At 69.2% G+C, this 20957-nt stretch carries 20 protein-coding genes, 1 tRNA gene and 1 pseudogene; 8 read left to right on the top strand and 14 right to left on the bottom strand.

What is annotated here, in order from left to right:
- The first annotated feature begins 39 nt into the window (after nt 1-39).
- Both ACQ860_RS08435 and ACQ860_RS08430 read left to right on the top strand, forming a co-directional pair.
- On the top strand, nt 40-1647 hold the full coding sequence (locus tag ACQ860_RS08435; RefSeq protein ID WP_431302936.1) for an ABC transporter substrate-binding protein: 1608 nt from the start codon (nt 40-42) through the stop codon (nt 1645-1647).
- A gap of 159 nt (nt 1648-1806) precedes the next feature.
- Nucleotides 1807-2445: a VOC family protein gene (locus tag ACQ860_RS08430; protein WP_431302935.1), complete on the top strand. Its 639-nt coding sequence runs from the start codon at nt 1807-1809 to the stop codon at nt 2443-2445.
- A gap of 56 nt (nt 2446-2501) precedes the next feature.
- Here the strand turns inward: ACQ860_RS08430 and ACQ860_RS08425 are convergent, their stop codons facing one another.
- Nucleotides 2502-3113 carry a class I SAM-dependent methyltransferase gene (locus ACQ860_RS08425; protein ID WP_431305736.1) on the bottom strand — a complete coding sequence of 204 codons (612 nt, stop codon included), beginning with the start codon at nt 3111-3113 and terminating at the stop codon, nt 2502-2504.
- Between the two features lie 59 nt (nt 3114-3172).
- Between ACQ860_RS08425 and ACQ860_RS08420 the strand changes: the two genes are divergently transcribed.
- Complete coding sequence (locus ACQ860_RS08420; RefSeq protein ID WP_431302934.1) at nt 3173-4543, top strand: PleD family two-component system response regulator; 1371 nt, start codon at nt 3173-3175, stop codon at nt 4541-4543.
- Nucleotides 4544-4625: 82 nt separating this feature from the next.
- Here the strand turns inward: ACQ860_RS08420 and rpmG are convergent, their stop codons facing one another.
- The 9 genes from rpmG to ruvX all read right to left on the bottom strand — a co-directional run bounded on the left by rpmG (nt 4626) and on the right by ruvX (nt 14890).
- A complete protein-coding gene (rpmG, locus tag ACQ860_RS08415; protein WP_213614760.1) occupies nt 4626-4793 on the bottom strand; it encodes a 50S ribosomal protein L33 in 168 nt (55 codons plus the stop codon).
- Between the two features lie 102 nt (nt 4794-4895).
- Entirely contained in the window at nt 4896-7292 is a 2397-nt protein-coding gene (gene rnr, locus ACQ860_RS08410; protein WP_431302933.1) for a ribonuclease R, read from the bottom strand.
- A gap of 1 nt (nt 7293) precedes the next feature.
- Entirely contained in the window at nt 7294-10014 is a 2721-nt protein-coding gene (gene topA, locus ACQ860_RS08405) for a type I DNA topoisomerase (protein WP_431302932.1), read from the bottom strand.
- A gap of 23 nt (nt 10015-10037) precedes the next feature.
- Nucleotides 10038-11099 (bottom strand): DNA-processing protein DprA, encoded by a 1062-nt coding sequence (gene dprA / locus ACQ860_RS08400; protein WP_431302931.1) that lies wholly within the window; start codon nt 11097-11099, stop codon nt 10038-10040.
- Nucleotides 11099-11695 (bottom strand): glycerol-3-phosphate 1-O-acyltransferase PlsY, encoded by a 597-nt coding sequence (gene plsY / locus ACQ860_RS08395; RefSeq protein WP_431302930.1) that lies wholly within the window; start codon nt 11693-11695, stop codon nt 11099-11101. Before plsY ends, dprA begins: the two co-directional genes overlap by 1 nt.
- On the bottom strand, nt 11695-12963 hold the full coding sequence (locus ACQ860_RS08390) for a dihydroorotase (protein ID WP_431302929.1): 1269 nt from the start codon (nt 12961-12963) through the stop codon (nt 11695-11697). Before ACQ860_RS08390 ends, plsY begins: the two co-directional genes overlap by 1 nt.
- Nucleotides 12964-13015: 52 nt before the next feature.
- Nucleotides 13016-13459: a GNAT family N-acetyltransferase gene (locus ACQ860_RS08385; protein WP_431302928.1), complete on the bottom strand. Its 444-nt coding sequence runs from the start codon at nt 13457-13459 to the stop codon at nt 13016-13018.
- Nucleotides 13456-14409 (bottom strand): aspartate carbamoyltransferase catalytic subunit, encoded by a 954-nt coding sequence (locus ACQ860_RS08380; RefSeq protein ID WP_213614743.1) that lies wholly within the window; start codon nt 14407-14409, stop codon nt 13456-13458. Before ACQ860_RS08380 ends, ACQ860_RS08385 begins: the two co-directional genes overlap by 4 nt.
- Before the next feature lie 7 nt (nt 14410-14416).
- Nucleotides 14417-14890 carry a Holliday junction resolvase RuvX gene (ruvX, locus tag ACQ860_RS08375; protein ID WP_431302927.1) on the bottom strand — a complete coding sequence of 158 codons (474 nt, stop codon included), beginning with the start codon at nt 14888-14890 and terminating at the stop codon, nt 14417-14419.
- A 48-nt stretch (nt 14891-14938) separates the two neighbouring features.
- Here ruvX and gatC point away from each other — a divergent pair, with 48 nt between their 5' ends.
- The 3 genes from gatC to gatB are packed head-to-tail and all read left to right on the top strand — an operon-like array spanning nt 14939 to nt 18185.
- Nucleotides 14939-15232 carry an Asp-tRNA(Asn)/Glu-tRNA(Gln) amidotransferase subunit GatC gene (gatC, locus tag ACQ860_RS08370; RefSeq protein WP_213614740.1) on the top strand — a complete coding sequence of 98 codons (294 nt, stop codon included), beginning with the start codon at nt 14939-14941 and terminating at the stop codon, nt 15230-15232.
- Nucleotides 15232-16713 (top strand): Asp-tRNA(Asn)/Glu-tRNA(Gln) amidotransferase subunit GatA, encoded by a 1482-nt coding sequence (gene gatA / locus ACQ860_RS08365; RefSeq protein WP_431302926.1) that lies wholly within the window; start codon nt 15232-15234, stop codon nt 16711-16713. The genes gatC and gatA overlap by 1 nt, the downstream gene beginning before the upstream one ends.
- Entirely contained in the window at nt 16710-18185 is a 1476-nt protein-coding gene (gene gatB / locus ACQ860_RS08360; RefSeq protein ID WP_431302925.1) for an Asp-tRNA(Asn)/Glu-tRNA(Gln) amidotransferase subunit GatB, read from the top strand. Before gatA ends, gatB begins: the two co-directional genes overlap by 4 nt.
- 16 nt (nt 18186-18201) lie before the next feature.
- Here gatB and ACQ860_RS08355 read toward each other — a convergent pair whose 3' ends face one another.
- The gene (locus ACQ860_RS08355; RefSeq protein WP_431302924.1) at nt 18202-18438 is read right to left on the bottom strand and encodes a hypothetical protein; all 237 of its coding nucleotides are present in this window, start codon (nt 18436-18438) and stop codon (nt 18202-18204) included.
- A 74-nt stretch (nt 18439-18512) separates the two neighbouring features.
- Nucleotides 18513-18821 carry a TM2 domain-containing protein gene (locus ACQ860_RS08350; protein WP_431302923.1) on the bottom strand — a complete coding sequence of 103 codons (309 nt, stop codon included), beginning with the start codon at nt 18819-18821 and terminating at the stop codon, nt 18513-18515.
- Between the two features lie 83 nt (nt 18822-18904).
- On the opposite strand from ACQ860_RS08350, the gene ACQ860_RS08345 reads away from it, so the two are divergent.
- Entirely contained in the window at nt 18905-19537 is a 633-nt protein-coding gene (locus tag ACQ860_RS08345; RefSeq protein ID WP_431302922.1) for a glutathione S-transferase family protein, read from the top strand.
- A 72-nt stretch (nt 19538-19609) separates the two neighbouring features.
- A tRNA-Ser gene (locus ACQ860_RS08340) sits at nt 19610-19702 on the top strand.
- A 75-nt stretch (nt 19703-19777) separates the two neighbouring features.
- Here ACQ860_RS08340 and ACQ860_RS08335 read toward each other — a convergent pair.
- Both ACQ860_RS08335 and ACQ860_RS08330 read right to left on the bottom strand, forming a co-directional pair.
- A pseudogene (locus ACQ860_RS08335) lies at nt 19778-20520 on the bottom strand (IS5 family transposase).
- A 21-nt stretch (nt 20521-20541) separates the two neighbouring features.
- On the bottom strand, nt 20542-20727 hold the full coding sequence (locus tag ACQ860_RS08330) for a hypothetical protein (protein ID WP_431302921.1): 186 nt from the start codon (nt 20725-20727) through the stop codon (nt 20542-20544).
- Nucleotides 20728-20957 lie beyond the last annotated feature (230 nt).

Genomic DNA, 20957 nt, shown 5'->3' with positions numbered 1-20957 from the left:
GCATGCCAGCAATGCGCATTGCGAATGGGAGATCGCCTCATGCTGGACATCCGCCGCCGCTCACTGCTTGCGGCCCCCGCCCTGATCGGTGCCCTCGGCGCCAGCGAGGCGGAGGCGCAGCAGGCCCAGCCGCTTCGCATCGCCATGTCCATCGGTGATGTGCCGCGCCTCTGGGGTGGGCCGGAGGCCGGCTTCGAGGGTGTGCGCTTCGGCTCCTACTTCGTCTATGACAGCCTGACCTTGTGGGATCTCTCCCGCGCCGACGCGCCCTCCACCCTGCGCCCCGGGCTCGCCACCTCCTGGCGGGTGGACGAGGCGGATCGCCGCCGCTGGATCATCGAATTGCGCCAGGGCGTGAAGTTCCATGACGGCTCGCCCTTCGACGCCGATGCCGCGATCTGGAACCTGGACAGCATCTTCAACGGCAACGCCCCGCAATTCGAGGGCACGCGCTCGGGCCTCGTGCGCGGCCGCGCCACCTCGGTCGGCAGCTATGAGAAGCTCGACACGCACCGCATCGCCATCACGACGCGCGAGGTGGACGCGACCTTCCCCTACCAGATGGCCTTCCTCTGGTTCGCCTCGCCCGCGCATTGGCAGGCGATGGGCGGCGACTGGCAGCGCTTCGCCATGAACCCTTCCGGCACCGGCCCCTACAAGGTCACCTCTGTGACGCCGCGCCAGCGCGCCGAACTGGAAGCGAACCGCGATTACTGGGAGCCCGGCCGCGTGCCCAAGGCGCCGCGCACCGTTCTGCTGCCCATCCCGGATGGGCCGGCGCGCGTGGCGGCCTTGCGCGCCGGCCAGGTGGACCTCGTCGAATCCCTCCCCACCGACACCATCGCGCCGCTGCGCGCCGCCCGCTTCCAGATCGTGCAGAACGCCTATCCCCATATCTGGGCCTGGCGCCTGAACGTGACGGAGGGTTCTCCGTTTGCCGATCTCCGCGTGCGTCAGGCGGCCAATCTCGCGGTGGATCGCGATGGCATCGTCTCCCTCCTCTCGGGCGCCGCACAGGCCGCCCGCGGCAAGGTGACGCCGGATGACCCCTGGTTCGGCAACCCGCAATTCCGCCTGCGGCATGATGTGGCCGAGGCGCGGCGGCTGATGACGGCGGCGGGCTATTCCGCCACGCGGCGCTGCGCCATCAGCGTCATCATGCCCATCTCGGGCGGCGGCCAGATGGTGCCCCAGCCGATGAACGAGGCGGTGCAGGCGGGCCTGCGCGAGGCCTTCTTCGACGTCAGCTTCCTGCCGGTGGATTTCGCCACCGCCATCAATCAGATGCGTGCCGGCGCGCGCGACCCCGCCTCGCGGGGCGCGCATGCCATCAACGTCGCCATCCCCTCGATGGAGCCCAACACCGGCTGGCTGATCTATGACAGCCAGCTCTCCAACCCGCGCGGCATCAACTGGGGCTACTACAATTCCCAGGCGGTGGACGCGCAACTGCGGGTGGTGCGCAACAGCTTCGATCCGGCCGAGCAGAGCCGCCAGATGGCGCAGCTGCACAATATCCTGATCGACGAAGCGGCGCTGCTCGCCGTGGTGCATGACCTCAATCCGCGCGCGCTCAGCCCGCGCTGCCGCGGCTTCGTGCAGGCGCGGAGCTGGTTCCAGGACTACACGCAGATCAGTCTGGCGTAACGCGCATTTGCCCGGGGCGCGCATTGATCTTGCGCATGTCCCGGCGCGCCAAACTTGGCATGATGCGGGGGCCGCCTCCCATTCCGGGGGGCGGTCCCTGTCTGCACGAGGAAACGCGCGAACATGTCCGCCGCCATCCGCCTGAAGGCCCTCTGACCCATGGCCGAGATCGACCACATCGTCCTCGGCGCCCGCACCCTCGAAGAGGGGGCGGATTTCGTCACGCGCCTGCTGGGCGTGAAGCCGCAGCCCGGCGGCAAGCATGAGGGGGCGGGCACCCACAACATGCTCCTGGGCCTCGGCCCCGATTGCTACCTCGAGATCATCGCGCCCGACCCAAGCCAGCCCGAGCCCGCCCAGCCCCGCCTCTTCGATCTGGACGACCCGGCGACGAAGCTGATGCTGGAGGCGGAGCCCCGGCTGCTCGGTTGGGTCGCGCGTACGCCGTCCATGGATTCCGTGATGGCGCGCCTCGGCCCGCGTGGCGGGACCGTGCGGGACATGAAGCGGGGTGACCTCTCCTGGCGCTTCGCCGTGCCGCCGCAGCGGCAGGACATGGACAACCTCATCCCGCCGATGATCGAGTGGCGGGGCGAACGCGCCGGCCGCCACCTGCACGACAGCCATTTCCGCCTGACGGCGCTGGAGGCCGAGCATCCTGAGGATGAGGCGCTGCGCCGCGCGCTGGACGACCGCGGTCTCGGCGCCGCGCTCAAGGTCAAGCGCGGGCCGCATCCGCGCCTGATCGCCCATTTGCATGGGGCGGATGGCAGCGAGCACACGCTGACCAGCGCCTGAGAGGGGCGGGAGGCCCCTCCTCGCCGCGATCAGGTCGTGCTATTTTGCGTTTGATGTCATTTTGGGCGCAGAAATCCGATATGAGGCGCCTGCGTCGGGCGGTAGCGCCAGACGCTGGCCGGCGGGAAGTTGGCCATCGTAAAGGCCAGGCGGCGAGCCGTGAGGCCCAGCCGCCTGTACGGCAGTGGCGAGGTGGCGCAATAGGAATAGAGCAGGAAGCCGCGCCCTGGCGCCACGCTTTCCACCGCGTCGCGGAAGGCCGCCTGACGCTCCAGCGGCAGCAGCACCAGCGGTATGCCGCAGATGGCGGTGCCGATGCGGCCGTGCATATGGGCGGGCAGCGCGCCCTTGAGGTCGAAGGCGTCGCCGCAGATCACGTTCACGCCGGGCAGGCTCTCCCGCAGGAATTCCGCCATCTCGGGCACGATCTCGACGACGACCAGCCTCTCGGCCGGCACGCCGGCGGCCAGCAGCGCCGCCGAGATGACGCCGGTGCCCGCGCCCAACTCCAGCACGTAATCGTCCGGCCCCCGTTCCACCGCCGCCGCGATCCTCTGGCACAGCGCGGGCGAGGAGGGGATGATCGAGCCCATCTGCAGCGGGTTTCGCAGCCAGCGGCGGAAGAACAGGCTTTTGTTCGCGTCCGGCGCCGGCCGGTCCAAGGTCATATCAGACACATCACGCTCCTGTTGCGTTGCGTGCCTGACCTGAGGGGAAGCACTGACCGATGACCGCCCGCGTCCTTGCGGTGGATGACATCGCGGCCAATCTCCGCCTGCTCGAGGCCAAGCTTCAGGCCGAGTATTACGAAGTCCTGCTTGCCTCCAGCGGCCAGGAGGCGTTGACGACAGCTTTCACGCAACTGCCAGACGTCATTCTCCTGGATGTCATGATGCCGGGGATGGATGGCTATCAGGTGTGCAGCGCGCTCAAGGCGGATGCACGCACGCAGCACATTCCCGTCGTCATGGTGACGGCGCTGACCGACAGCAGCGAGCGCGTGCGCGGACTCGAGGTCGGCGCGGACGACTTCCTCTCCAAGCCGGTTGATGACGCGACGCTCTTCGCCCGGCTGCGGGCGCTGCTGCGCGTGAAGCAGGTCCAGGATGCCTGGCGCCTGCGCGCCGAGACGGCGCGCGAGCTGGGCCTGGAGAGCGGCGCGCCGGAGCCCGCGATCTCGGTCGCCAATGCGCGCGCCATGATTCTGGCCGAGGTGCCGGAGGAGATGGCCGCGGTCCGCCAGGCGCTGGAGGCGGATGCCATCAAGACAGTCTGCGTGACCAGCATCGAGGACGCGCAGAAGCAGCTGGCAAAGGGCGAGTTCGACCTTGCCCTGCTGGCCCTGCCGCCGGATGCGACCGAGGTGCTGCGCCTCGCCTCACGCCTGCGGGCGCAGAACAACACGCGCGACCTGCCGTTGCTGCTCCTGGCCGACACGGCCCAGAAGACGCAGGTGCTGCGCGGCTTCGACCTCGGCGCCAATGACCATGCCTTCCGCCCGCTCGACCCCAATGAGCTGCGCGCCCGCGCCCGCAACCAGATCCGCCGCAAGCGCTACCAGGAGCGGCTGCGGACCGAGCTGGACCGCTCGCTGGAGATGGCCGTCACCGACCAGCTGACGGGGCTGCGCAACCGCCGCTACGTCCGCCGTCACCTGGACGGGCTGCTGCGCACCGAGGAAGCGGCGGTGCTGCTGGTGGACATCGACAAGTTCAAATCCATCAACGACACCTATGGCCACAATGTCGGCGATGTCGCGCTGCGCGAGGTGGCCGAGCGGCTGCGCGTGCAGCTGCGCGCGGCGGACGTTGTGGCCCGCTATGGCGGCGAGGAATTCCTGGCCGTGCTGACCGGCGCGCCCAGCGCCTATGCGCTGATCGTGGCCGATCGCCTCCGCGAGGCCATCGCGGCCGAGCCGATCCGCACGGGGGATGTGGTTCTGCCGGTGACCATCAGCATCGGCGTGGCCGTGGGCGGGCCTGGCGTGCCGGCGGACCAACTCATCGGCGCGGCGGATGAGGCGCTGTACCGAGCCAAGCGCGATGGCCGAAACCGGGCCTATCTCGCGGATCCCGACCTCGACAAATCCGCCCAGTAGCGGGTCACGAAAAAAGGCGGCGCCCGGTCCGGGCAGCCGCCTTTTTCATGGGCTGGCGCGGGTCTAGGCCCGCGCCCAGGCCTTACTTGATCTTGCCTTCGCGATAGACGACGTGCTTGCGCGCCTTCGGATCATACTTCTTGAGCTCGAGCTTGCCGGTGGCCGTGCGGGTGTTCTTCTTCGTCACGTAGAAGTGGCCCGTATCGGCGCTGCTGATCAGCTTGATGAGGATCGTATTGGCCTTGGCCATGGTCTTGTCTTTGCTCTGCTCTGCGTTGGGTACGCGTGAGTGCGCCGGGCCGGGGGCCGGTGCTGGAATGAAGTCGCGGTTCTAGCGCCCTCGCGCCGGGCGTCAACCCTTTCGTTTGCGCCCGCCCCGCATGCGGGCCGGCGCGCCGCCCATCATCAGTTCGAAGACGAGGCTGCCGGTCTGGGCATTGGCCTCGCGCAGGCGGGCCTCCACCTCGTCGGCCAGGCGGATCACCTGGCGGGAGTGGCGGCCCACCACGCTGCGCTTGTCCTCCGCCACGATCCAATGGTCCTGCGGCAGCGCCTTCATCGGCACGAATCCCGAGGCGCCTGTCTCGTTCAGGGTGACGAAGACACCGAAGGCATGGATGCCGGAGACCCGGGCCGCGAAGGTCGCCCCCACCCGGTCCGCCAGATAGGCGGCGAGGTAGCGGTCCACCGCGTCCCGCTCAGCGGCGGCGGCGCGGCGCTCGGTGGCGGTGATGTGCTCGGCGGTTTCGGGGAATCGGGCGGTCTCGGGCTCCGACAGGCCATCGGGGCCGAGTTTCAGCCCGCGGATCAGGGCGCGATGCACCAGCAGGTCGGCATAGCGGCGAATGGGCGAGGTGAAGTGGGCGTAGCGCGGCAAGGCCAGGCCGAAATGCCCGATATTGTCCGGGTCATAGGCGGCCTGGGACTGGCTGCGCAGCACGGTCTCATTGACCATCCTGGCCTCCGGCATCTCCTTCACGCGTTCCAGCAAGCGCTGGAAATCGCGCGGCTGGAGCTGGCCGACCGGGTTCAGCGAAAGGCCCAGTGTCGCCAGGAATTCCTTCAGGGAATTGTACTTCTCCTCCGAGGGTGGTGCATGGACGCGGTACATGCAGGGCTGCCCGAGCCGCTCCAGCTCCTCCGCCGCGCAGACATTCGCGGCGACCATGAACTCCTCGATGAGGCGATGGCTGTCGAGCCGCGCGCGGGGGATGACGGCGGTGACATTGCCTTCGGCGTCCAGCATCACGCGCCGTTCGGGCAGGTCGAGGTCCAGCGTGCCGCGCCGCTCACGCGCCGAGAGCAGGGCGCGGAAGGCGCCATAGAGCCGGCCGACATGGCCCTCGGGCAGGCCCTCCAGCTCCTCCTGGCCATCATGCAGCGCCTGGATCTGTTCATAGGTGGTCCGCGCGAAGCTGCGCATCAGGCCGCGGCCGAATTTGTGGCGCGTCTTGGCGCCCGCGCCGTCGAAATGCATCTCGACGAAGAGGCAGCCGCGCTCCTCCTGCGGCTTCAGGCTGCACCAGCCATTGGACAGCGCCTCGGGCAGCATGGGCACGACGCGGTCGGGGAAATAGACGGAATTGCCGCGCGCCCAGGCATCCCGGTCCAGCGCGGAATTGGGTGTCACGTAATGCGCCACGTCGGCGATGGCGACGATGATCTTCCAGCCATCCCCTTCGGGCTCGGCGAAGACGGCGTCGTCGAAGTCGCGTGCGTCCTCGCCATCAATCGTGATGAGCGGCGTCTCCCGAAGATCGGTCCGCTTGGCGAGCGGTACGGCGCGGGCGCGCTCGGCCTGGTCCTCGGCTTCCGCGGTGAAGAGCTCTGGGATGCCATGGGCGTGGATGCAGATGAGCGAGACGGAGCGCGGCTCGCCCAGCTTGCCCAGGCGCTCGACGATGCGCGCCGGGCGCAGGCCGAAGCCGGTGGAGGGCAGCGACTCCGCCAGCACGATCTCGCCGCCATGGGCGCCGCCGGTCTCGCCGGGGGGGACGGTCCATTCAGCCTTGTGGCGCCGGTCGGTCGGGATGATGCGGCCATCCTGGAAGACGCCGAGGATGCGGCGCTGCTCCTCGCTGCGGCCCAGGCGCTTCAGGGTGCGGCCCGCATATTTCTCGCCGGTGATGTGGCGCAGCTTGGCCAGCACGCGCTCGCCCGGCGCCAGCGCCGTCTGGCCGCGCCGCTCGGGGTGCATGTAGATCACCGGCCGGCCCTCGCCCTCCCAGCCGATGGGGCGCGCGATCGGGTCGCCATCCGGATCGGTGCCGAAGACCTCAACCACCATGGTCTCGGGCAGGCGGGTGGGGCGGGGCGCCTCGGGCCGCCCGGGTGCGGCGGGTCGGAAGCGGGCGCCGGGGGCGAGGTTGGGCGGCGGCGTGGGCACCGGAACCGGCGCTCCGGCGGCCTCACCCGCGAAGGTGCGCTTGCCGACGGGCTTGGCGCTGCCCTCGATCTTCATCTCCGAGAGCAATTGCCGCAGCGCCGGCCGCTGCTCGGTCGCCAGGCCGAAATGCCGCGCGATCTCGGTCTTGCCGATGCGGCCGCCGGTGGTGGCGAGGAAGGCCTTGATCTCAGCCTTGGAGGGCAGGGGGGCCCCCTTGGGCGCCGCCTTGCCCTTGGCGCGCCCGGCTTTTTTCGGCTTCGCCGCCTTGGGGGGCGGAGGCGCCAGGCTCAGATCATCCGCCCGGCGCTTCGCATTCGACTTGCGGGCCTTGTGCCCCTTCGCCGGAGGCCCGCTGCGCGGCATCTCAGCTGCCCGCCTTGGTCTTGGCTGCAGGCTTTTTCGCGGGCGCCTTCTTCGCGGCGGGCTTCTTGGCGGGGGCCTTTTTGGCCGGAGCGGCCTTGGCTGCCGCCTTCGTCGCGGGCGCCTTCTTCGCAGCGGGTTCGGCCGCCTCGGACTTCTTCGGCGCGGCCTTCTTCGCCGGCGCCTTGCGGCCGCCCTTGCCCTTCATGGGCGGCAATTCCTTGCCCTTCTCGGCCAGCAGCGTCACCGCCTCATCCAGCGTCACCGCCTCCATCTCCGTGCCACGCGGGAGATTCGCCACGCGCGTGCCATGCATCAGGAAGGGCCCGAAGCGGCCGCGCCGCACCTCGACCGTGCCGCCCTTCGGGTGATCGCCCAGCGTAATGCCGCGCGGCTTGGCGTTCGCCAGCAGGTCCACCGCGCGGTTCAGGCCGATGGTCAGCGGGTCATCGTCGCGGTCCAGCGATTTGCTGAGCGCGCCCATCTTCAGATAGGGCCCGAAGCGGCCAAGGTTGGAAGTGATCTCCTCGCCTGTCTCGGGATGGACCCCCACCACGCGCGGCATGGAGAGCAGCACCAGCGCCGTCTCCAGAGTCATCACCTCGGGGTCCATCCCGCGCGTCAGGCTGGCGCGCCTGGGCTTGGTGGGCTTGCCCTTTTCATCCACGCCGGCCTCGCCGAGCTGCGCGTAGATGCCGTAGGGGCCACGCCGCAGCGAGACTTCCAGGCCCGTCACCGGGTCAGTTCCCAGCACGCGCACGCCATCGGCCAGAACGCCGCCGCCCTCGCCCTCGGCGCCCGGCACCGCGAGCGGGCGTGTGTAGCGGCATTCCGGATAGTTCGAGCAGCCGATGAAGGCGCCCGTGCGGCCGAGCCGCAGCCCGATCCGACCCGTCGAGCAGGAGGGGCAGGCGCGCGGGTCGCCGCCATCGGCGGGCTTGGGGAAGAAATGCGCGCCTAGCTCGGAGTCGAGCCTGTCGATCACGTCGCTGATCTTGAGATCCTTGGTGGCGTCCACCGCGGCGCGGAAATCGTTCCAGAAGGCGTGCATCACCGCGCGCCAATCGGCGCGACCGCCGGAGATGTCATCCAGCTGTTCCTCCAGCCCGGCGGTGAAGCCCGTATCCACGTAGCGCTCGAAGAAGGCGACGAGGAAGGAGGTGACGAGCCGCCCGCGGTCCTCTGGGATGAAGCGGCGCTTGTCGAGCTTCACATATTCGCGGTCCTGCAGGACCTGCAGGATGCTGGCATAGGTGGAAGGCCGGCCGATGCCGAGCTCCTCCATCTTCTTCACCAGCGAGGCCTCGGAATAGCGCGGCGGAGGTTGGGTGAAGTGCTGCGTCGCCTCCACCGATTGGCGCTTCACCGGGTCCTTCTCGCGCATCGGCGGCAGGATCCGGCTGTCTTCATCCGCATCATCGGCCGCATCGTCGGTGTCCTCGCGGTAGAGCTTGAGGAAGCCGTCGAAGGCGATGACGCTGCCGGTGGCGCGCAGCCGTGTCTTGCCGCTGGGCTCCACCAGCTCGACCGTCGTCTGGTCCAGCTCGGCCGATTGCATCTGGCTGGCGACGGCGCGCTTCCAGATCAGCTCATAGAGCTTGCGCTGCGGCTCGCTCAGATAGGGCGCGACCGCTTCCGGCGTGCGGGTCACGTCGGTCGGGCGGATGGCCTCATGCGCCTCCTGCGCGTTCTTGGCGCGGCTGGAATATTCGCGCGGCGCGACGGGCAGGTATTCCTCGCCGAAGGCGCGCTTGATGTGGCCGCGCAACTCCTGGATGGCCTCGCGCGCCATCTGCACGCCGTCCGTCCGCATATAGGTGATGAGGCCGACCGTCTCGCCGCCGATCGTGACACCCTCGTAGAGGCCCTGCGCCGTGCGCATCGTGGCCTGGGCCCCGAAGCCCAGCTTGCGACTGGCTTCCTGCTGCAAGGTGCTGGTCTGGAAGGGTGGCGGCGGGTTGCGCTTGACCCGCTTCTTCTCGACCGAGCCGACCGTGAAGGATGCGGCCTCGACCTCGGCCTTGGCCGCCATGGCCGCGGCCTCGTTGTTGAGGTCGAACTGCTCGAGCTTGCGGCCCTGGTGATGCGTCAGCCGCGCCGAGAAGGGCGCACCGGCCGGCGTCAGGAAGCGGCCCTGCACGGTCCAGTATTCCCGGGCGATGAAGGCCTCGATCTCGCTCTCGCGCTCGCAGATCAGGCGCAGCGCCACCGACTGCACGCGCCCGGCCGACTTGCTGCCGGGCAGCTTGCGCCAGAGCACGGGGGAGAGGGTGAAGCCCACCAGGTAGTCGAGCGCGCGGCGGGCGAGATAGGCCTCGATCAGCGGCGTGTCGAGCTGGCGGGGATGCGCCATGGCGTATTGCACGGCGCGCTTCGTGATTTCGTTGAAGGTGATGCGCTGGACGTTCACGCCCTTCAGCGCCCCCGAACGCTCCAGCATGTCCTTCACATGCCAGGAGATCGCCTCGCCCTCGCGATCCGGGTCGGTGGCAAGGTAGAGGCGCTTGGCGCCGCGCAGCGCGCTGCTGATGGCGCGCATCTGCTTCTGGCCGCGCTCATCCGCCTCCCAGTCCATGGCGAAGTCTTCTTCGGGCCGGACCGAGCCATCCTTGGCCGGCAGGTCCCGCACATGGCCGAAGGAGGCGAGGACGCGGAAATCCCCGCCGAGATATTTCTCGATGGTCTTTGCCTTGGCGGGGCTTTCGACGACGACGATGTCCGTCACTTCTGGTCCTTCGGGGCCTGGATTCAGGCCAGTGCCACCCGGTTCCCGGGCAGGGTTTCGATGCGCCCGGCCAATTCCAGTTCAAGCAATATGGCCGAGAGCTGAGAGGCCGATAGCTGGCAGCGCCTGCCCAACTCGTCAACCGCTATCGGAGTTGCACCTATCATTTCAAGGACTTGTGCCGATGGGCCGGTCTCGGGAGGCGGTTCTTCCATGGCATCGGGGGGTGTTTCCGGCAATTCGGCGAGGCGCAGGATGGGCAGCGCGGCCGGCGCCTCGGGCAGAAAGGCCAGCACATCCTCGGCCGTTTCGGTGAGCCGCGCGCCCCGCCGGATGAGGTCGTTGGAGCCGCGGCAGCGCGGGTCGAGCGGGCTGCCGGGCACGGCGAAAAGCTCGCGCCCCGCCTCGGCGGCGAGGCGGGCGGTGATGAGCGTGCCCGATTGCAGCGCCGCCTCGATCACGACGACGCCCAGCGACAGCCCGGCCACGATGCGGTTCCGGCGCGGAAAGTGCCGGGCGAGGGGGGCGGTGCCGAGCGGCGCCTCGCTGAGAACGAGGCCGCCCTCGGCCACGATGCGGGCCTGGAGGGACGCATTCTCGCGCGGGTAGGGCCGGTCCAGCCCGCCGGCGATGGCGGCGATGGTGGTGCCGGAGCGTAGCGCACCCGCATGGGCGCCGGCATCAATGCCGCGCGCCAGGCCCGAGATGACGGCGATGCCGCGCACCGCCAGCGCATCGGACAGGTCCTCGGCGAAGCGGCGGGCCATGCCGCTGGCATTGCGGGCGCCCACCACGGCGACGCCGCGCTGGCCGAGTGGGGCGAGGCTGCCCTGTGCGGCGAGGACCAGCGGCGCATCCTCGACCAGCGCCAGCAAAGGCGGGTAGTCGGCGTCATCCTGGAAGAGGAGGCGGGCGCCCATGGCCTCCAGTGCCTCCATCTCACGCAGCGCCGCATCGCGCGGATGGGCGCGGGGGCCGAGGGCCTCCAGCGCGGCCTCGGCGCCGCCATGCCGGGCCAGCAGGCGGCGATGCAGCGCGGGGCCCACACCCTCGGTCCGGGCCAGGCGCAGCCGCGCGAGGGACATTATTTCCCCTGGCCGATGCGCGGCTCGGTGCGGGCGATCAGGCGCTGGATGTTCGCCTCATGCCGCATGATGACATAGACGGCGATGATGGTGATCGAGACCGCCGCATCGAAGCGCAGCACGGCGAAGGCGGTGATGGCGGCGACCACCATGGCCGAGAGCGCGCCGACGGAGGAGATGCGGGACGTCGCCGCTCCCACGATCCATCCCGCCGCCGCTGCCACGAAGACCCCCCAGCCCAGGCCAAGGAAGACGCCGAGCGCGGTGGCGACCCCCTTGCCGCCCTTGCCGCCCAGCCAGGGCGGATGGCAATGGCCGAGCACGGCGGCGAGGGCCGCCATCGGCGCATTCGCCGCGCCGAAAAGCCAGGTGACCAGCACCACCGCCAGCACGCCCTTGCCGAAATCCAGCAGGAGCGTCGCCGCCGCCAGCCATTTCTTGCCGGTGCGCAGCACATTGGTCGCGCCGATATTGCCCGAGCCGATGCTCCGGATGTCCCCCAGCCCGGCAGCGCGCGTCAGCAGCAGGCCGAAGGGGATGGAGCCGAGCAGGCCCGCCAGCAGGGCCGCGAGGCCGGTGGAGAGGATGCCGTCCATCAGCCGAAGACCTTTCGCCCGGCTTTGATCGTCGCCATCACGCGGCCCTCCAGCGCTCGGCCGTCGAAGGGCGAGTTCTGCGCCTTGCCCGGCAACTGGCCGGCCTTCACCTGCCAGGCGCGGTCCGGCCAAAACAGGCAGAGATCGGCCGGCGCACCCACGGCGAGGCGCCCCGCCTCGATGCCGAGCAGCGCGGCGGGCCGGTGCGTCATCAGCCCCAGTGCGGTCAACAGCGGCAGGTTGCCGCCATGGACCTGCGCGAGCGTCACCCCCAACAGGGTGGCGAGGCCGACGCCGCCCGCCTCGGCCTGGGCGAAGGGCAGGCGCTTGTCATCCGCGTCGCGCGGCTGGTGGTCTGAGGCGATGGCGTCGATCGTGCCATCGGCGAGCGCGGCCAGCACGGCGAGCCGGTCCTGCTCCCGTCGCAGTGGCGGGCTGAGCTTGGCGTAGGAACGGAAATCGCCGATCGCCGTCTCGTTCAGGTCGAAATAGGGGGGCGCGGTGTCGCAGGTGACGCGCAGCCCCTCGGCCTTGGCGGCGCGGATCAGGTCGAGTGCCGCGCCCGTGCTGACATGGCCGAAATGGACATGGCCGGAGGTGAGGCGGGCGAGCGCGATATCCCGCGCCACCATGATCGCCTCGGCCGCCGCCGGAATGCCGGGCAGGCCGAGCCGCGTGGCGAGCTCGCCCTCGGTGGCGGAGCCGGTGCCGGCCAGCGAGGGGTCCTCCGGGTGCTGCACCACCATGGCCCCGAAGGCCCGCGCATAGGACAGCGCCAGGCGCATCAACCGCGCCGAGCCGATGGCCTTGGCGCCGTCGCTGAAGCCGGCGGCACCGGCCTCGCGCAGCAGGCCGTATTCGGAGAGGTCCTTGCCGGCGCAATGACGCGTCGCGGCCGCGTAAGGCAGCAGGGTCAGGCTGCCCGTCGCCTCGCCGCGGCGGATGATGAATTCCACCAGCGCCGGGTCATCCAGCGCTGGCTCGGTGTCGGGCAGCAGGGCGAGGGTGGTGATGCCGCCGGCCGCTGCCGCCTGGGCCGCGCTGGCGATGGTCTCGCGGTGCTCGGCGCCCGGCTCGCCGATGCTGGCGCGCATGTCCACGAGGCCGGGGCAGAGGCAGGCGCCGCCGGCATCCAGCACCGGCACGCCCTCTGCCGGCGCGCCGGTCAGGCTCGCGATGCGGCCATTCTCGATGAGGAGGGCGCCGGGGGCATCGAGGCCGCTTGCGGGGTCGAGCAGGCGGGCATTGGTGATGAGGAGGTTTGCCATCGCCCCCGTTATAGCCGGGGCCGCGCGCGCTGCCACGGGGCTGGACGGCGTCTCAGCCAAGGGTCTTTTCCATGAAGACGCGCCGGTGGCCATGCTGCTCGGCCCGGTGCGTCTCGCGATAGCCGAGACGCGTGTAGAGCAAAATGTTCTCCACCATCTTCTCGTTCGTGTAGAGCCAGATCCGCGCATGGCCGCGGCGCCGCGCCTCGTCTTCCGCGAAGACCATCAGGTGGCGGCCCTGGCCGGTGCCGCGCGCCTCGGCCGCGATGGCGATGTTGTCGAGCAGGAGGCCCTCATCCGTGTCCTCCAGCACCAGCGCGCCGATCGGCTTGTCATCCACTTCCAGAAGCCAAGCCTCGCCGGCGGCGATGCGCGCCGCGTAGTCATCGGTCATCGGCGCGGGTTCCCGGCCGAGGCGTGGGACGTAATGGGCATAGGCGGCGCGGACCAGGCTGCGAAGCGTCTCCGCCTCGCCCTCCCGAGCCAATCGAATCAAGCGTTCCGCCGAAGATCGCGTGAGAGCACGTCCAGCACCGCCATGCGGACGGCCACACCCATCTCCACCTGCTCGCCGATCACGCTGCGCTCGGGGTCATCGGCGATCGCACTGTCGATCTCGATGCCGCGGTTCATGGGGCCGGGATGCATGACGATGGCATCCGGCTTGGCGCGGGCGAGCTTGGCGGCGTCCAGCCCATAGAAGCGGAAGAACTCGCGCGGGGAGGGGACGAGGCCGGCATTCATTCGCTCCTTCTGCAGGCGGAGCATCATGACCACATCGGCGCCTTCCAGGCCCGAGCGCATGTCGTGATGCACCTCCACACCGAGGCGCGCGCATTCGGAAGGGATCAGCGTGGGCGGGCCCACCACGCGCAGCCGCGCCCCCATGGCCGAGAGCAGGTGGATGTTGCTGCGCGCGACGCGCGAATGCAGCACATCGCCGCAGATGGCGACGATCAGGCCCTCCAGCCGTCCCTTGCGGCGGCGGATGGTGAGAGCATCCAGCAGCGCCTGGGTCGGGTGCTCATGCGTGCCGTCGCCGGCGTTGATCACGGCCGCGTCCACCTTCTGCGCCAGCAGCGCCGGCGCGCCGGACTGTGCGTGGCGGATCACCAGCAGGTCCGTGTGCATGGCGTTCAGCGTGGAGGCCGTGTCGAGCAGCGTCTCGCCCTTGTTCACGCTGCTGGTGGAGACCGACATGTTCACGATGTCGGCGCCCAGGCGCTTGCCGGCGAGTTCGAAGCTGGTGCGGGTGCGGGTGCTGTCCTCGAAGAAGAGGTTGATCAGCGTGCGGCCCTTCAGCAGGTCCCGCTGCGTCTTTCCCTGGCGGTTCAGCAGCGCGTAGTTCTCGGCGAGGTCGAGCAGGCCCGCGATATGCGGCGGCTCAAGCCCTTCGATGGCCAGGAGGTGCCCCGTGGGCAAGAGGGGATAGGAAAAGCCGCTCATGGGCCTCTCATGTAGCCCGGGGGACGCTTGCATCCAAGGCGGCCTGGAGCATGTAGGCCGCCGCCGCCGAATCCACCGCCGCCGCGCGCCGCTTCCGGGTCAGGTCGGCCTCCGCGATCATCATCCGGTTCACCGCGGCGCTCGACAGGCGCTCATCCCACATGGCGCAGGGCAGGCCCGCCGCCTCGCTCAGCGCCAGGGCCCAGTCGCCGGCGGCCTGGGCGGCCGGGCCGCGCGTGCCGTCCATGGAGAGCGGCAGGCCCACCACCAGCCCGCCCACGCCCTGTTTCTCTGCGATGGCCCGGATTTCGGCGGCATTCGTGGCCAATTTGGCGCGCTTCAGGCTGCCATAGGGGCTGGCCAGCATCAGCGTCACGTCGCTCAGCGCCAGGCCGATCACCTTCGCCCCCGGGTCGAGCCCGAGCAGTCGCGCGTGGCGGGGCAGCAGGGCCCGCAGATCGGCCATGTTGATGAGAGGCATGCTGGGCCTTATGGTCCGCCCCCTTCACGAACGGAAGAGTGGTTTCCCATGTCGCTTGATGCCGCGACGGTGCGTCGCGTCGCCAATCTTGCCCGGTTGCGCCTGGATGATGCCGAGGTTCCCAAGCTCCAGGCCGAGATCAACGGCATCCTGGGCTGGATCGAGCAATTGCAGGCGGTGGACACGGAAGGCGTCGAGCCCATGGCCGGCGGCTCGCCCAACCCCGTGGCGCTGCCCTGGCGCGCCGATGCCGTGACCGATGGCGGCCAGGCGGATGCCGTGCTGCGCAACGCGCCCGACCGCGAGGGCGAATATTTCGGCGTGCCGAAGGTGGTGGAATGATGCGCGCGACCGACCTGACCATCGCCGAGGGCCTGAGCGCGCTCGACAAGCGCGAGATCAGCGCCGTCGAGCTGACGGAGGCCTTCCTCTCCGGCATCGAGCGGCTGAACCCGCGCCTCAACGCCTATATCACCGTGGCCGGCGAGAGCGCGCTGGCCTCGGCCCGCGCCTCGGATGCGCGCCGCGCCAAGGGCGAGGCGGGGTCGCTGGAGGGCATCCCCCTCGGCATCAAGGACCTGTTTGCCACCGAGGGGCTTCGCACCACGGCAGCCAGCAGGATCCTCGGCGAGTTCGTGCCGCCCTATGAGAGCACGGTCAGCGCGAACCTGAAGCGCGATGGCGCGGTCTTCCTGGGCAAGCTGAACCTGGACGAGTTCGCCATGGGCTCCTCCAACCTCACCAGTGCCTTCGGCGGCGTCGAGAACCCCTGGTCGCGCGCCAATGACCCGGAGAAGCGCCTGGTGCCGGGCGGCTCCTCGGGCGGTTCGGCGGCAGCGGTGGCCGCGCGGCTCGCCATGGGCGCCACGGCGACGGATACCGGCGGCTCCATCCGCCAGCCGGCGGCCTTCTGCGGTATCGCCGGCATCAAGCCGACCTATGGGCGCTGCTCGCGCTGGGGCATCGTGGCCTTCGCCTCCTCGCTCGATCAGGCGGGGCCGGTGGCGCGCTCCGTCGAGGATTGCGCGATCCTGCTGCGCAGCATGGCGGGCCATGACCCGAAGGACAGCACCAGCGCCAACCTGCCCGTGCCCGATTTCGCCGCCGCCTGCGGGCGTTCGGTGAAGGGTCTGCGCATCGGCGTGCCGGCGGAATATACGCTGCCGGGCCTGGCGCCTGAGATCGACGCGCTGTGGCAGCAGGGGCTCGACTGGCTGAAGCAGCAGGGGGCCGAGATCGTGCCCATCAGCCTGCCGCACACGAAATACGCGCTGCCCACCTATTACGTGGTGGCGCCGGCCGAGGCCTCCTCCAACCTCGCGCGCTATGACGGCGTGCGATACGGGCTGCGCGTGACGGAGCGCGACTCCGATCTGCGCGACCTCTATGAGCGCACGCGCGCGGCGGGCTTCGGCGCCGAGGTGCGGCGGCGCATCATGATCGGCACCTATGTGCTGAGCGCCGGCTACTACGACGCCTATTACCTCAAGGCGCAGAAGGTCCGCGCGCTGATCGCCCGTGACTTCACGAATGCTTGGGAGAAGGTGGACGCCATCGTCACGCCGGCCACGCCCTCTGCGGCCTTCCCGATGGATGAGAAGCAGGATGACCCTGTGACCATGTATCTGAACGACGTCTTCACCGTGACCGCCAACCTGGCGGGCCTGCCCGGGCTTGCCGTGCCGGCCGGTCTGGACGCGCAGGGGCTGCCGCTGGGCCTGCAGGTCATCGGCCGGCCCTTCGATGAGGAAACCGTGTTCGCCGTCGGTGCCGCGATCGAGCGCGCGGCGAACTTCACCGCCAAGCCGCAGGTGATGGCATGAGCTACACGATCCAGGGCGAGACGGGTGAGTGGGAGGTCGTCTGCGGCCTCGAGATCCATGCCCAGGTGCTGTCCAAGTCGAAGCTCTTCTCGGGTGCGGCGACCGCCTTCGGCGCCGAGCCGAACAGCCAGGTGAGCTTCGTGGACGCGGGCTTCCCCGGCATGCTGCCCGTGATCAACGAGGAGTGCATCGCGCAGGCGGTCCGCACCGGCCTCGGGCTGAACGCGAGGATCAACCTCTGGTCCCGCTTCGACCGGAAGAACTATTTCTACGCGGACCTGCCGCAAGGCTATCAGATCAGCCAATACGCCCACCCCATCGTGGGCGAGGGCGTGGTCGAGATCACGTTGGGCGATGGCAGCGTGAAGAAGATCGGCATCACGCGCCTGCACCTGGAGCAGGATGCGGGCAAGTCGCAGCATGACCAGCACCCGGCCAAGTCCTTCATTGACCTGAACCGCAGCGGCGTGGCGCTGATGGAGATCGTGAGCGAGCCCGACATCCGCTCGCCGGAGGAAGCCGGCGCCTATCTGGCCAAGATCCGCCAGATCACGCGCTACCTCGGCACCTGCGATGGCAACATGGATGAGGGCTCGATGCGGGCGGACGTGAACGTCTCCGTCCGCCGCCCGGGGGAAGATTTCCGTACGCGCTGCGAGGTGAAGAACGTCAATTCCGTGCGCTTCGTCATGCAGGCCGTGGAGGCCGAGGCGCGGCGACAGATCGAGGTCTGGGAATCGGGAGGCACGGTCGAGCAGGAGACGCGCCTCTTCGACACCGCGCGCGGTGTCACACGCTCCATGCGGAGCAAGGAAGACGCGCATGACTACCGTTACTTCCCCGACCCCGACCTCCCTCCGCTCGTCTTCACCCAGGATTGGGTGGACCAGCTCAAGGCGACGCTGCCTGAACTGCCGGATGCGCGGCGCGCGCGCTACATCGCCTTGGGTCTCTCGCCCTATGACGCGCATGTGCTGACCATCGAGCGCGAGACGGCGACCTATTTCGAGGCGGTTCTGGGCCCAGAGGGAGGCACCCGGCGGGATGCCAAGACCGTCGCCAACTGGCTGACGGGTGACGTCTTCGGCCACCTGAACAAGCGCGGCCTCGGCATCGAGGAGAGCCCTGTCGGGCCCGCCGCGCTCGCCGAACTGCTGGACCTGATGGCCAACAAGACCATCAACGGCAAGATCGCCAAGGATGTCCTCGAGATCATGTTCGAGGAAGGCAAGGGGGCTGCCGCCATCGTGGATGAGCGCGGTCTGCGCCAGGTTGTGGACTCCGGCGCGATCGAGGCGGCGGTGGATGCCGTACTCGCGAACAATGCCGCGCAGGTCGCGCAGTATCGCGGCGGCAAGGCGGGGCTCTTCGGCTTCTTCGTCGGCCAGACGATGAAGGCCATGGGCGGCAAGGGAAATCCCGCCTTGGTGAACGAGGTGCTGAAGGCGAAGCTGGGCGAGCCGGGCAGCTGAGGCTGCGCCCCGCCGTTCAGTTGGCGGGGCCGTCCTCTTCCTCGCCTTCCTCTTCCTGGTCATCCTCCTCGATGTCGTCGAGGTTCATCACCTCGGCGTCGCGCACCACGGCCATGCAGGCCGCGAAGGTTTCCAGGAACCACTCGCGGTCGCCATCCTCGTTCTTGCCCTCCGCGGTGGAGATCATGCGGAGCAGGGCCAGCGCCACGGCGGCGTCGCTGTCGCCCTCGATTTCGATCTTCACATCCGACATGCGGCATCCCTCCCGGTTGGTGCGCGAAGGGTAACGCCCGGGGCGGGCCCGCGTTACCGCAGCCCGATGACAATTCAGCGCGTGAGGCGATCGATCAGCCGGTGATTGGCCCGCCGCGTCATGCCCGGGATCAGCAGCGCATCCACCAGCCACCAGAGGAGGATGAGGCCGATCCCGGCATAGCCGATCAGCACCAGCGTGAAGAGCGCCGAGACCGCGAAGAGCGCCAGCATGATGAGACCGCTGACCCAGTAGCCGAGATACATGCGGTGCACCCCGCCATAGCCCAGGAAGAACCAGATCAGATAGGCGACGAGGGCCGAGCGCTTGTCCGCGTCGTAGCGCAGACGGGTCAGCGTGTCGTCGGAGGGACGGGAGGTCATGCGGTCTTCCAGGGCTGGGGGATGCTTCCGGGGCGGCGAAGTGGCATTCTGCCGGCAACATCCGTCCGAAAAAAGGCACACCGATGACGATCGAATTCCACACCTGGAACACGCCCAACGGCCGCAAGATCAGCGTGGCGCTGGAGGAGATGGGCCTGCCCTATACGGTGGTGCCGGTGGACATCAGCAACAAGAAGCAGTTCGAGCCGAGCTTCCTCGCCTTCTCGCCCAACAACCGCATCCCGGCCATCAAGGACCCCGACGGGCCGGGCGGGCAGCCCATCACGGTCTTCGAGAGCGGCGCGATCCTCTACTATCTCGCCGAGAAGACCGGACGCTTCATGCCGAGGGATTTGCGCGCCCGCGTGCCGGTGATGGAATGGCTGATGTGGCAGATGGGCGGCTTCGGCCCCATGCCCGGCCAGGTGCATCACTTCCTGATGCAGCCCGAGGGGCCGGCCCGAGACTACGGCTTCAATCGTTACCACGCCGAGACCAAGCGCCTCTATGGCGTGCTGGACCGCCGCCTCGCGGGGCGCGACTTCGTGGCGACGGAGGGCGAACCCAGCATTGCCGACTTCGCCATCCTTGGCTGGGCCTGGCGGCATGAGCGGCACCAGGTGCCCTTCGACGACCTGCCGCATGTGGCGGCCTGGTATGAGCGCATGATGGCCCGCCCGGCGACGGCCCGCGGCTTCGAGGTGGCGCTGAGCTGAGACCGTTTGACGGCGGGGGGCTTGGCCTGTATCAGGCCTCTTGCATACGCCGTGTGAACTTCAAACTCCTGCGGAGGGGTGGCCGAGTGGCCGAAGGCGGCGGTTTGCTAAACCGTTAGAGGGAGATAATCCCTCTCGTGGGTTCGAATCCCATCCCCTCCGCCAGTTCCCTAGGTTTTCTGCGGGTTTTCGGGTCGTTTTGTTCCGTTCCCCACGAAATTCCCCACTACACCTGCTCGGCTAGGTCGCATGGACAAACCGGGTCCATAGGCGGATCGAGGCGAGAGCGGCGAAGCCGAGGAAGCTGTCGGCGGTCTGGTCGTAGCGGGTGGCGATGCGGCGGCTGTTCTTCAGGCGGTTGATGAAGCACTCGATGCGGCTGCGGAGTGCGGATAGGGGACGGCTGACGCTGGGCTGGACGTGGCGGTTCCGCTTCGTCGGGGTTTCCGGCACGGCACCACGGTCGCGCAGGTTCCGCCGTATCGGGTCGCTGTCGCGCGCCTCCGTCAGCGCCTCGTAGTTCGCGCGGTCGGCCTCCTGCCCAGCGGTCACATGCAGGGCGATGGGCAGGCCATGCGCGTTGCCGCGGCTGTGGAGCTTGTTCGTGAAGCCGCCTCGTGAGCGCCCAAGACCCTGGCGATGAGTCCCGCCCCCCTTCCGCCGGCGGCGCAGTGGTGCGCCCGGATGCTGGTGCTCTCCATCATCTGCGGCAGGTCGGCATCTCCACCGCCATCGGCCAAGGCCACCAGCATCACGTCCCACGAGCCGGATGCAGTCCAGCGCCGGAACTGGCGGAATGCCGAGTTCCAGTTGCCGAGTTCAGCGGGCAGGTCACGCCACGGCACGCCGGTGCGCGCCACTCAAAAGATGGCGTCCAGCACCCGCTGGTGATCGCGGGCGGGCCTGCCGCCAAGCGGGCCGGCCGACACCACAAAAGATTCGAAGAAAGACCGCTCCTCGTCCGTCAGCAGCCCGCGGATCAACGCCGATCTCCATGCCTGAGATCAGCCTGGAATCACGCCCGAGGCGCGATGGGAATCCTCAAGTCGCCAGTTGGTCCACGCGACCCATGCCAGCGCGGAATGCGGCCGTACCCGGTTGTCGTGCCGGTGCTGGTTCTCGATCAGCACCTCAGCCTGCCGCAGCTTCGCGCCAATCTCCTCGGGCGTTTGCGTCTTCTTCCGCATCATCCCAGAACCTCCCCCCGCTGCCACCGGACGACATAACCGGCGAACCGCTTTTAGGGGGCAGGCCAGCCGCCACGCGCCGCCGCGTCTTCGACATGGCGGTGGCGGACTGGCTGCTGCTCGCCGGGATGCACATGAACGTCCGGGGCTTCGGCCACATCCGACGCAACGCAGCGGGCCATCACCCGGCCAGCGCGCCATGGCATCCCTTCCTCTGGCCGCGAGGCTGATTC

Origin of the sequence: Sediminicoccus sp. BL-A-41-H5 (assembly GCF_050632405.1) — a bacterium.
Taxonomy (GTDB): Bacteria; Pseudomonadota; Alphaproteobacteria; order Acetobacterales; family Acetobacteraceae; genus Roseococcus.
This window is presented reverse-complemented; position numbering and strand designations above follow the sequence as displayed.

Coding starts and splice junctions, on each gene's coding strand:
- ruvX (WP_431302927.1), bottom strand. CDS start 14,890: ATGCCTCTCATCAACATGGCCGATCTGCGGGCCCTGCTGCCCCGCCAC.
- ACQ860_RS08330 (WP_431302921.1), bottom strand. CDS start 20,727: ATGATGCGGAAGAAGACGCAAACGCCCGAGGAGATTGGCGCGAAGCTG.
- gatA (WP_431302926.1), top strand. CDS start 15,232: ATGCGCGCGACCGACCTGACCATCGCCGAGGGCCTGAGCGCGCTCGAC.
- rpmG (WP_213614760.1), bottom strand. CDS start 4,793: ATGGCCAAGGCCAATACGATCCTCATCAAGCTGATCAGCAGCGCCGAT.
- gatB (WP_431302925.1), top strand. CDS start 16,710: ATGAGCTACACGATCCAGGGCGAGACGGGTGAGTGGGAGGTCGTCTGC.
- ACQ860_RS08435 (WP_431302936.1), top strand. CDS start 40: ATGCTGGACATCCGCCGCCGCTCACTGCTTGCGGCCCCCGCCCTGATC.
- ACQ860_RS08355 (WP_431302924.1), bottom strand. CDS start 18,438: ATGTCGGATGTGAAGATCGAAATCGAGGGCGACAGCGACGCCGCCGTG.
- rnr (WP_431302933.1), bottom strand. CDS start 7,292: ATGCCGCGCAGCGGGCCTCCGGCGAAGGGGCACAAGGCCCGCAAGTCG.
- plsY (WP_431302930.1), bottom strand. CDS start 11,695: ATGGACGGCATCCTCTCCACCGGCCTCGCGGCCCTGCTGGCGGGCCTG.
- ACQ860_RS08420 (WP_431302934.1), top strand. CDS start 3,173: ATGACCGCCCGCGTCCTTGCGGTGGATGACATCGCGGCCAATCTCCGC.
- ACQ860_RS08345 (WP_431302922.1), top strand. CDS start 18,905: ATGACGATCGAATTCCACACCTGGAACACGCCCAACGGCCGCAAGATC.
- ACQ860_RS08430 (WP_431302935.1), top strand. CDS start 1,807: ATGGCCGAGATCGACCACATCGTCCTCGGCGCCCGCACCCTCGAAGAG.
- ACQ860_RS08380 (WP_213614743.1), bottom strand. CDS start 14,409: ATGAGCGGCTTTTCCTATCCCCTCTTGCCCACGGGGCACCTCCTGGCC.
- ACQ860_RS08390 (WP_431302929.1), bottom strand. CDS start 12,963: ATGGCAAACCTCCTCATCACCAATGCCCGCCTGCTCGACCCCGCAAGC.
- ACQ860_RS08425 (WP_431305736.1), bottom strand. CDS start 3,113: ATGACCTTGGACCGGCCGGCGCCGGACGCGAACAAAAGCCTGTTCTTC.
- ACQ860_RS08350 (WP_431302923.1), bottom strand. CDS start 18,821: ATGACCTCCCGTCCCTCCGACGACACGCTGACCCGTCTGCGCTACGAC.
- dprA (WP_431302931.1), bottom strand. CDS start 11,099: ATGTCCCTCGCGCGGCTGCGCCTGGCCCGGACCGAGGGTGTGGGCCCC.
- gatC (WP_213614740.1), top strand. CDS start 14,939: ATGTCGCTTGATGCCGCGACGGTGCGTCGCGTCGCCAATCTTGCCCGG.